Origin of the sequence: uncultured Ruminococcus sp., from assembly GCF_934476685.1 — a bacterium.
Taxonomy (GTDB): Bacteria; Bacillota; Clostridia; order Oscillospirales; family Ruminococcaceae; genus Hominimerdicola.
Genome location: NZ_CAKSNX010000025.1, coordinates 1 through 10,422 on the forward strand (window position 1 = coordinate 1; position 10,422 = coordinate 10,422).

Here is a 10,422-nt window from a genome sequence, read left to right on the forward strand (position 1 = left end):
AAGAGAGATAAACAAGGAAAAGAAGCATTTGCAAGATTTGTAGAACAATTAGGTTGATTTGGAATATACGAAAATGAGCTATTGCATTATGTGCAGTAGCTCATTTCTAATTTTATTTAAAGATAAGAATTTATTTTAGCACATCATCCAGTGGAATCCAATTATCTCCTGACATATCTTCAGTGTAGATTGTATTATTCATGTACAATTCCTCATCAATGTCACACACAAAGCCCCAATGAAGGTTGTACTTCTTGGCGTATTCCTTAAATGCATTGAACTTATTTTCGACCTGACGGTCAATATTTTTGGTGTGACCAGCCTGCATACCACCCTTAGTTTCGATGATCCAAATATTTCCGTCGGTAGTCTTAATGATGTAATCAGGATAAAAGAGCCACTGCTTTCTGATACCATTCACATAGACGATAGAAAGATTCTGTTGACCAGAGTCACCATTCTTGTAAACCCATTCTACAGATACATAATACAATAAATAAGAGGTGACAAAATGAACGCTAAATGCAGATTACTATGTTTAAGAGAAATGTTTATCAAATATACAGATCAAAATAACTATGTTTCAATGAAAAAAATTAGAAACTATCTCAGTTCCTTTGGCTATCTAGCACATAAAATAACGATAAAAGATGATATTGACGCATTGATTTCAAGTGGTATGGAGATAGAATACATCCACAACAAAGGTTATCATTTGCGATCACGTCCTTTCTCACTCAGCATCTTAAAAATACTTGCCGATGCAATTGCATCTTTTCGATTTCTGACAGTCGATGATTCAGAAAAGCTGCTTAAATTGCTGGAAAGCCTGTGCAGTATTTATGAAGCACCTCTGCTCAGAAGAAAGATCATGCTGACCAATCGTGTAAAGTCGGATAACGAGCAAATCTTCGACAATATTGACGTTATAAATTCTGCTTTTCGCAGTAATCAGCAAATTAGTTTTGACTACTATGATTGCGATATAAACAAGCATTTGGTTCAGCGAGGAGAGGAACGACTTTGTTCTCCATTTGCATTGGTGATGAGCGGAGAATGCTATTATGTTGTTTCGTATTATGAAAAATATGCCGATACATACACCAACTTTCGTCTTGATCGAATGCGAAACATCAGGCTTGTGAATTCAGCGAGAGAATATCTGGATGAAAAGCTGAATCTGGAACAGTACATCAAATCATCTTTTTCTATGTTTAGCGGAAAGAGTGAGTACGTCACACTACGCTTGCCATTGGAGAACAAATACTGTAACATCGTGATCGACCGGTTCGGGAAGTCAGTTCTCATGCTCAGGGACAAGAAATCCGACCGCCATTTCATCATTCACGTTCCTGTAAAAGCGGAATATCCACAGCCGTTCTTCTCCTGGATATTTTCATTCAGGGGAAAGGTAGAGATCATAAGTCCGATCAGACTGAAAGAACGATACACAAAAGTTCTCTATGAAAGCTGTGTGCAACAATATATGAATTAACGAAAGCAGGCACTTCGTAAAAATTGAAGTGCCTGTTTTATCATTCTATTTCGTTTTTGTCCTGACTTCTCTCTTTCGGCTTAGTCGTTTTCTGTCTGTCCTTAAAGGCTTCCTTTTTCAGCTTAGCCCTTTCAAAATAGCAGGTACGCTGTTTTTCAGGAGCATTTTTCTTGGCTTCCATCGCTGCCTGATTAAGTTCTTCGGTAAGAGCAGTAAGCCGTTCTGTTTTTTCTTCAAGTTCTGCCTGATGAGGAAACGGAGTATCAACAATACGCATAGCATTTTCCAAATCCATTTTAAGCTTGTTGATGCTGTTTTGTGTATCACTGATCGTCTGGTCAATTTTGTAGAGCGTAGATTCCATACGCTTGAGATTGGCAGAAAAGCTGCTTGTTAAAGCACATTTATGTTCAGCATTGCCTTTCATGGTAATGGAAATGTCAGGCTCATTGCCAAGCATCACTGCCTTGACGGATAGCTTGAATCCCTGAAATTCACCGATTTCCTTTTCACTGTCAGAACTCTTTTTAACAAAATCCAGTACCGCATCTTCAAGAGCCTGTGCTGCTTCTTTACGGTCCGTATATTCTGGGCCATCAATGGTAATTTTGAATACGGGTAGTTTTGTTTCTTCATCTATCGGAAGCTGACGAAGTGTTTCACGGTCTGCTTTCAGATTTTCCAGCCTTTCCTCTGCTTTTTCAATTTTTGCAGGAGTGGAAGCAACTGTCTGCTGCATATCAAATACCGTATTGGTATGTTCTGCTTTCAGAAGATTCAGTTCCTTTACCTCGTTATCCAACATCATCTTTTCCTTGATACGTTCATCTCCCGTACAGAGTGCTTTGATCTCAGAATAATTGAGTGCCTGCTGATCTACGTCCTCACAAGTTCTTGCAGGCGTTTTCGAGGTCATGATCTGTCCGATAAAACGCTGCTTTGCTTCCAGTGTCTGATAGAGATATGCATCAAAGCTACCTTTGGTCACATAGTTAAAGACATGAGCCACACTGTTCTGATTGCCCTGACGTTCGATACGACCAATTCGCTGTTGCAGGTCACTCGGTCGCCAAGGAATATCCAGATTATGCAATGCGATCAGCTTTTTCTGACAGTTCGTACCCGTACCCATTTTGCCTGTACTTCCCAGCAGAACTCTCATTTCGCCTTTATTCACACGGTCAAAGAGATCAGCTTTCTGCTGTTCAGTCTTGGCATCATGTACATAAGCGATTTCTTCCGGCTTTACACCATTTTGAATCAGCTTATCACGAATATCATCGTAGACGCAGAAGTCACACTCCTCCTCTAAAGATTCTCTTTCAGACGCTGACTTTTCATCTGTACTTTCTCCTTTCTCCGTTGACTGCGAATTTTTCTTTGGAACGCCCAGATCGCAGAAGATGATTTGTGTCAGCTTTTCTTCTGCTGTATCGTGATAAATTTGCGTAACATTCCTAACACACTGATTCAGCTTTGTATCAGGGCTATCCTCAAATGACGGGTCAATCAGTCTTGGGTCAAGTCCCAGCTTTCTGCCGTCGGAAGTAATACGGAGCATATTGTCCACAGAGGGGTCAACGTTTCCGCTTTGTACATCATCAGCACGGTCGGATAACTCCTGCACAAGCGTTTTTTGAAACTCTGTTGCTTCGATGTTCTCAATGTGATACTTCATTTCCGGCGTAGCAAGGTCAAGCGTATCTGCTGTACGCACATCGGCAACCTGTTTGAACATACTCATCAGTTCCGGCAAACCTGTATAGTTGGCGATTCGGGTGCGTTCCTTGAACTTATTGCCGGCAGGAGCAAGTTCCCATTCCGTTTTCTGTTCCCCGAATACCATTACCCAGTTGTCGAAATTGCTTAGTCCATGATCTTTCAAAAAGTCATATTCCAAAAAACGCATCATGGTATGTAATTCGGTTACATAGTTACTGAGTGGTGTACCTATTGCGGCACATTAACTACACTTAAAACAGGCAAATTCGGTCGATTGGTTTTACAATAAACACAGCAAATAGATAAGTGATTTCACTACGATTCAGAATAATAAAATTCAAGGCTATGTATAAGATTTGTACATAGTCTGTTTTTCTATTGAAAAAAGTTTGAGGATATGATATAATAACAGTTGATACATAAACTCCTAAAATAAATGTGAGACCTGCAAATAAAAGTCAAGTGGTAAAATAAAAGTTTCACAAAACTTTCACAGAAGAAAGAATAGACACGACAATAAGACCGCCGAAGCAGTCATTGTAGCATTTTTATGATAACCTGTCAAGGTCAAGCGACTGCGCCGTGCCTATGCTTTGCCTCCGGATCTGAATTTATGAATATATGCTATTGCAAAGGCATTACCTCTTTGACTCTGGCATAATAAATACGCAAAAATTTATGAGCAGCGGCAATCATGTAAACTTTGTATGGTTTTCCCTCGGTTCGTTTCTTGTCGAGGAACTGGTACACTGGCTCATCAACAGGCTGTCTTTGAAAATATATTGTCATGATCAGGAACAATGTTTTACACAGTGCGGGAGAGCCCCTCTTGGAAATGCTTCTGGATTTAGGATCATCCTTACCGGATTGATTGGGCGACGGATCAATGCCTGCCAGAGCAACAAGAGATTTTCCACTTTTCAGCTTTGTAACATCTCCGATTTCAGCGATGAGCTGTGAACAGGTCACTTTTCCTACACCGTACATGCTCAGGGCAGTGGCGTATTCCGGAAGCTCGGAGGCAAGAGAATCCATTTCATTGTGAAGATTTGCGATAGATTCAAGCGTGGAGTTGAGTAGCTTCGCAGAGTCGGCGATCATCTTCTTGACCGCTTCCGTCATAGGCAGCGTGCAGACCAGTGTCTTTGCATATGAATGAATCTGTTCAGCTTTTGACTCGCTGTACTTGTAACGCTCTTTTTTGCACCAGCTTTGGTATTTGGCTTTGAATGCAGATAAGGAGAGCTTTGCAACAGTCCAGCAATGCAATAAAGCTGTTCTTCTGCATCACAAGTATCTTGTTCAGCTTGATGCATTGGCGGTTCATGATTTTCAGTGTTTTGCGGACTGTTTCAGCAGGCGTATATTCACAGAGCTTTATCCATTTGTCAAGAGCGAATGATGCAATTTTCAGCGCATCAATCCGATCCGTCTTGACTTTTCTGACACGGTTTGTGTCGTAGTCATCAATCAGCAAAGGGTTGACTACGGATACAAATATACCGGCGTTATGGAGTGCATTAGCAATAGGTTCATAATATGTTCCGGTGTACTCCATGACTACCTTTGTTTCACCGGATAATGATTTGATAAAGGTCACAAGCTTTTTTAAATCGCTTTCCGTATGCGATACATCAAATGGTTCAGCTATGACTACTCCAAAGGGCTGAATTACAGCTACTGTGCTTTTTCCTTTGGATACGTCAATTCCGACTGCGTTCATATACATCTCTCCTACTGATAGAATTTGTGATCGATAAATCCATTCTTTCCTCGTTACCTATTCTGCCTACTGAGTGATGCGAGCGTAAGTCTTAGCTCTACCTGCAAAATCGAACGCTATAACGAAAGCATGGATAACTGTCTCACGTACGGGCGTGGCGTCCCAAGGTGATTGACGTTATTCCAATCACTGCTTTCATTATAGCTTAAGTAACAAGCGCGTGTAAACCATGGCTGGCTTGTCATGGATTTATACGACTAATATTATTATAGTAGGTGAACGTAATGAACATTGCAATTTGTGATGATGAACCGATTTTCTTGAAACAACTTCATCGGAAATTAACCGATATGAAAATACCTGATTGTCAAGTACATGAGTTTTCAAACGGACGTGACTTGCTTGGCTTTTTTGTAAAAGGAATGTATGAAGTAATCATTCTTGATGTTGAAATGCCTGAAATGAACGGCTTACAAGTTGCTGAAAGAATAAGGCAGATAGATGATTCTGTTATCATCTCTTTCATGACAAATTATTTGGAATTTGCTGTGGAGGGATATGAGGTTGGTGCGTTTAGATATATACTAAAGAAACAGCCTGACTATATGTACGAGAAACAACTGAATTCTATTATTACAGAATGTGAGCAGCGATTTAGAACCTTTACTTTTTCAAATAAGAATCTGCAGGAGGTATACTATTTTGACAGGTAAAGAGTTTTTATGGCAGTACATTATGATTGATCGGAAGATCAGGAGCGTGAAGCTTCAGTTGGATAGTATGATCGCATTAGCTAATACAAGTGCAATGCAGGATCATTTGCAATCGGAAATCGACGACTTGACCAATTCGTTGAAATTAATTGTTGATAACGGAAATTTGGTTAAGATGCAGATGATCAATAAGATCCAGCAGATTGAAAATGATAACCGCAGAGAAATCCTCATTAGAAAGTACATCAAATTTGAGAGCATTGTCAAAATTTCAAAAGAAATGTTCATTTCAAGACAGGGCATCTACTATCACCTTGAACTTGGTGAGAAAGAAATTGAAAAGCTGATATAATACGAAAGACCAACTCGGCAAAAGCTAAGTTGGTCTTTTTTCTTTTATTATTGGTTATTCTCATCTTTATCGTGTTGTAGATAATACATCGTTTTCTGCATTTCGATCTCAGCACGAAGTTCTTCTTCTGTTGGCAGATACAGCTTGTACTTTGATGCAAAGAGCTGTTCATTGCCGTGCATGACGGAATATCTTGCAATATCTTCATCCGTATCAGAACAAAGTACAATGCCGATCGTCGGATTATCTCCCTCACTTCGTTTCAGTTCGTCATACATTCGGATATACATATCCATTTGCCCGACATCCTGATGCGTAATTTTCTCTGTTTTAAGGTCAATCAGAACAAAACATTTCAGAATGTAGTTGTAAAAAACGAGATCAATGTAGTAATCCTGTTTCTCCGTTTTGATATGTTGTTGTCTTGCGACAAAGGCATATCCTTTACCGAGTTCCATAAGAAATTTCTGAATATTGGAAAGAATGCTCGATTCCAGTTCACTTTCTGTGAAATCTGTATTTGATGATAAACCCAAAAATTCAGCTATTACAGGATTTTTGATAAACTCCAACTTGTCCGTTTGAAAATCAGCTGTAAGCTGTTTCATCTCATTCTCAACACGATTCCTATTCTGTGTCTGTAACATACGGTAGTAATATTGCGATGAGATATTTCTTTGTAATGTGCGTACACTCCATGTCTGCTCGTAAGCCTCTTTTTCATACCAGTCACGGGCAATCTTGTCTTTCACTTGTAATAAGACGTTGTAATGTGACCAAGACAACAAGATTGCAGATTTTCCAGACGGTGTCTGGAAAATCTCAGGGTAGGTTTTATAGAAAGAATAGAAGCTGTATAAATTAGATTTTGTATAGCCTTTTCCAAATTCTTTGGTCAGTTCAAAAGATAACTTTTTTATCACTTCAGCACCATAATCAGCACGATCTTCCCCATTCAGTTCCTAACTTGCAATTCGGTATCCGATCAGCCAATTACGCTGAACAAGGATCGTATTTACAGCCTGATGTGCAGTTTTCTGAGAACCCTCTATGATCTTTCGCATATCATTCATGATGTTATCTGTTTTCGTAAAATTACTCATAACATCATTTTGTCCCATGTTAACGATATTATCCATTATTTTTTCCTTTCCGAAAAATCTTTTATATGAAATAGTATAGCATAAAACGAAGATTTCTTCAATAGTCTTTTGCAAAATTCCATGAAGAATAAATTTTGTACAAAACTTGACACCGACTTACTTTCACTTGGCAGAACTTGATATGTCCATTTTGCTAAACTGAAAATAGTAAGCGGGAAAGGAGTGAGCGTATGACCTTATCGATCATTTCGCAGGACGGAACTGCATTCAACTACTCTAATGCCGTTTCGTGCGTCACCTGCGGTGAGTACGACGACGGAAGCGGATACGGTTTCATGGTCTATCTGAAAGGCGATACGGAAAACGGTATCGTGATTGCAGAGTATGACGATGCAGAAACGTTCCATGCTGTCAAGAATGATTTTTCCAGATGGCTTCGTGAAAACATCGACGCAGTATTTGCGTTTCCGGCATGAGTACAGACTTTGAAAAAGGCTTGCGAAAAACCATTGATTTGTCGGTCAGGAGCAGAGAATTTACGGTCGATACTTTGAAATCTGCCATGCAGGACTTTCTTTCCGGAAAGTCGCAGAAAAAAGGCAGAGTTTCCATGAAACAGCTGTCGGAGCATTCCGGCAAGCTGGAAAACGTGGAGATCAAGGGCATTGCGGACTTTCTGAGCGTAGCAAAGAAATATGACATTGACTATGCCGTCAAGAAAGAACCGGAAAGCGATACCTATCATGTTTTCTTTCAGGCGGGCAAAATGGAAGATTTCAAGAGGGCTTTTCAGGAGTTTGCAAGCAGAAAACAAGAGGAACTTCTCAACCCCCGTGCTGAAATCACCCGACAGCAGATCAAAGATATGGCAAAGCAGGTTTCTCATGAGCCAAAGAAGAAAGAAAAAGTCCGTGAGAAGTCTAAGGAAATGACGCATTAAGGTGGTTGGAATGGATTCTCGAAAGATAAAAAAACTCATTCTCAATAACCTCGCCTATGTCATTTTCGGTTATGCAGGCAATATCATCTGTTTTGCGTTCCGGACAGCTGAGGGAAAAGCCATTTCTGAAAAGATACTTCCTGCCCTGAACAATCTCGGCACAGCTTTTGCCCATATCGTTCCGTCATTTCATCCGATTGATCTGCTGGTTGGAATTGCTGTTGGTGTCGCTATGAAGTTCATTATGAAAATGAGAGCCGCCAACAAAAAGAAGTTCCGGCAAGGCACAGAATACGGCTCTGCCGTATGGGGTACGGAAAAGGACATTGAACCATATATGGATTTCAAAGAGAAAGACAACAATATCATTCTCACACAGACAGAGGGCTTGACCATGGGAAAACCATCTCACCCGAAGTACGCCAGAAACAAGAATATTCTGGTGATCGGCGGTTCCGGTTCCGGCAAAACGAGATTTTTCGTAAAGCCGAATCTCATGCAGATGCACAGTTCCTACATCGTGACAGATCCCAAAGGCACAGTTTTGATTGAATGCGGCAAAATGCTGGAACGTGGCAGACCGGTCAGGGACGAGAAAGGCAATGTTTCCTATCAGCCTTATCGAATCAAGGTGTTCAATACCATTGATTTCGGCAAGTCCATGCACTACAACCCCTTTTCCTACATCTCCAAAAAGAACAGAGAAAAGGACATTCTGAAATTTGTGGACGTTCTCATTAAGAATACGCAGAGTTCTCAGCAAAACGGCGGCGATGACTTCTGGGTAAAGGCAGAAAAACTGCTTTACACCGCATATATCGCTATGATCTTTACGATCAATCCACCGGAAGAACAAAACTTTGAAACGCTGATTGAAATGATCAATTCTTCGGAATGCCGTGAGGACGATGAAACATTTCAGAATGCGATCGACCGACTGTTTGCATTTATCGAATGCTGGATCAACGATGATTTCCCCAATGATGCGGAAATCAGCAATGAATTTCAGGAAATGAAAGCAAATCAGCCGAATGAGGAACAGAAGCGACTGGGTGCATTCGCCTGCAAGCAATATCACGCTTACAAACTTGCCGCAGGAAAAACTGCAAAGTCGATCCTTATTTCCTGTTCCACACGCTTAGCCCCTTTTGCCATTGATGAAGTTTTAGAAATCACAAGCTATGACGAACTCGGTCTGGACAAGCTGGGCGATGAACTGTCTGCACTCTTTGTTATCATCTCGGATACCGATGCAACATTCAATTTTCTGGTTGCAATCATGTACTCGCAGTTATTCAATCTTTTATGCACAAAAGCGGACAATTCAGAGGGCAGCAAGCTGAACTACCATGTTCGCTGCTTGCTCGATGAATTTGCGAATATCGGCGAAATACCGCAGTTTGAAAAGCTGATCGCAACAATCCGAAGCCGTGAAATCTCTGCAAGTATCATCTTGCAGGCAAAATCACAGCTAAAGGCAATTTACAAAGATAATGCGGATACCATTGAGGGCAACTGCGATACCACCCTGTTTCTCGGCGGCAAGGAGAAATCCACTCTCAAGGAAATCTCGGAATCGCTTGGAAAAGAAACAATCGACAGCTTAACACCTCCAACACGAGAGGTCAGTCTGAAAGCTATGGGCTGAATTATCAGAAACTTGGCAAGGAATTAAAGTCGCAGGACGAATTAGCCGTCATGGACGGCGGAAAATGTATCTTACAACTGAGAGGTGTTCGTCCTTTCTTCTCAGATAAGTTTGATATTACAAAACATAAGCACTATCACCTTTTGCTGGATGATAATCCGAAAGCGAAATTTGACATTGCAGCCTTTGTCAGGAAACGGGAAAAACGTTATCTGACACTGAAAAGCACCACAAAGGTAGATGTGTACAAAACGGACGAAAACGAAGATCTTGTCTGAAAGCAGCGAATACCGAAGAAAACCAACAGCATCGACAGAGCTTTTTGATTCCTGTTTTCAGCAACAGATAAATACTTATACAGAATGGAGAAATTACAATGGAAAATGTAAATGTCATGACAGCAGTTTCTGATACTGCGGTCGAAAGCACAAAGCCAAAGCACAAGTGGCTCGCCAAAGGAAGCCGCTTCGCAAAGAAAGCAATCCTCACTGCAACAGTAATGTCCTCTATGGCGGCAATGTGTACCACACAGGCTTTTGCTGCTACCGGTGAAGTCGATACTTCTTCTTTCATCAGCACAGCCTGCACAGTACTCAAGTCTGTTATCTGCCTGATCGGTGCAGGTGTCGGTGTCTGGGGCGTTGTCAACCTGTATCGTCTATAATAAATTAGACAGAAAACATTTAGCCGTGGTATAATAGAAAAAAGGAGGAAAATAAAATGGCA

At 40.7% G+C, this 10,422-nt stretch carries 10 protein-coding genes and 2 pseudogenes; 7 read left to right on the plus strand and 5 right to left on the minus strand.

The window, feature by feature from the left end; all coding sequences use genetic code 11:
• Nucleotides 1-130: 130 nt before the first annotated feature.
• Nucleotides 131-421 carry a hypothetical protein gene (locus Q0E19_RS11370; protein ID WP_294409645.1) on the minus strand — a complete coding sequence of 97 codons (291 nt, stop codon included), beginning with the start codon at nt 419-421 and terminating at the stop codon, nt 131-133.
• Between the two features lie 90 nt (nt 422-511).
• Here Q0E19_RS11370 and Q0E19_RS11375 point away from each other — a divergent pair, with 90 nt between their 5' ends.
• Entirely contained in the window at nt 512-1,495 is a 984-nt protein-coding gene (locus tag Q0E19_RS11375; protein ID WP_294409647.1) for a WYL domain-containing protein, read from the plus strand.
• A 40-nt stretch (nt 1,496-1,535) separates the two neighbouring features.
• On the opposite strand, the gene Q0E19_RS11380 is transcribed toward Q0E19_RS11375, so the two are convergent.
• Both Q0E19_RS11380 and Q0E19_RS11385 read right to left on the minus strand, forming a co-directional pair.
• Nucleotides 1,536-3,380: a helicase-related protein gene (locus Q0E19_RS11380; RefSeq protein ID WP_294409649.1), complete on the minus strand. Its 1,845-nt coding sequence runs from the start codon at nt 3,378-3,380 to the stop codon at nt 1,536-1,538.
• A gap of 461 nt (nt 3,381-3,841) precedes the next feature.
• Nucleotides 3,842-4,940 (minus strand): annotated as a pseudogene (locus tag Q0E19_RS11385) (IS110 family transposase).
• A gap of 284 nt (nt 4,941-5,224) precedes the next feature.
• Here Q0E19_RS11385 and Q0E19_RS11390 point away from each other — a divergent pair.
• Both Q0E19_RS11390 and Q0E19_RS11395 read left to right on the plus strand, forming a co-directional pair.
• Nucleotides 5,225-5,653 (plus strand): response regulator, encoded by a 429-nt coding sequence (locus Q0E19_RS11390; protein WP_294409650.1) that lies wholly within the window; start codon nt 5,225-5,227, stop codon nt 5,651-5,653.
• Complete coding sequence (locus tag Q0E19_RS11395; protein WP_294409651.1) at nt 5,643-6,005, plus strand: hypothetical protein; 363 nt, start codon at nt 5,643-5,645, stop codon at nt 6,003-6,005. The genes Q0E19_RS11390 and Q0E19_RS11395 overlap by 11 nt, the downstream gene beginning before the upstream one ends.
• Nucleotides 6,006-6,052: 47 nt before the next feature.
• Here Q0E19_RS11395 and Q0E19_RS11400 read toward each other — a convergent pair whose 3' ends face one another.
• A complete protein-coding gene (locus tag Q0E19_RS11400; RefSeq protein WP_365905089.1) occupies nt 6,053-6,964 on the minus strand; it encodes a PDDEXK nuclease domain-containing protein in 912 nt (303 codons plus the stop codon).
• 3 nt (nt 6,965-6,967) lie between these two features.
• Nucleotides 6,968-7,144 (minus strand): hypothetical protein, encoded by a 177-nt coding sequence (locus Q0E19_RS11960; protein WP_365905086.1) that lies wholly within the window; start codon nt 7,142-7,144, stop codon nt 6,968-6,970.
• A 194-nt stretch (nt 7,145-7,338) separates the two neighbouring features.
• Here Q0E19_RS11960 and Q0E19_RS11405 point away from each other — a divergent pair, with 194 nt between their 5' ends.
• The 4 genes and pseudogenes from Q0E19_RS11405 to Q0E19_RS11420 all read left to right on the plus strand — a co-directional run bounded on the left by Q0E19_RS11405 (nt 7,339) and on the right by Q0E19_RS11420 (nt 10,360).
• Nucleotides 7,339-7,584 (plus strand): hypothetical protein, encoded by a 246-nt coding sequence (locus Q0E19_RS11405; RefSeq protein ID WP_294409652.1) that lies wholly within the window; start codon nt 7,339-7,341, stop codon nt 7,582-7,584.
• Nucleotides 7,581-8,048 (plus strand): PcfB family protein, encoded by a 468-nt coding sequence (locus Q0E19_RS11410; protein WP_294409653.1) that lies wholly within the window; start codon nt 7,581-7,583, stop codon nt 8,046-8,048. Before Q0E19_RS11405 ends, Q0E19_RS11410 begins: the two co-directional genes overlap by 4 nt.
• A gap of 10 nt (nt 8,049-8,058) precedes the next feature.
• Nucleotides 8,059-9,974: pseudogene (locus Q0E19_RS11415) on the plus strand (VirD4-like conjugal transfer protein, CD1115 family).
• Nucleotides 9,975-10,072: 98 nt separating this feature from the next.
• Nucleotides 10,073-10,360 (plus strand): Maff2 family mobile element protein, encoded by a 288-nt coding sequence (locus Q0E19_RS11420; RefSeq protein ID WP_294409654.1) that lies wholly within the window; start codon nt 10,073-10,075, stop codon nt 10,358-10,360.
• Nucleotides 10,361-10,422: the final 62 nt, after the last annotated feature.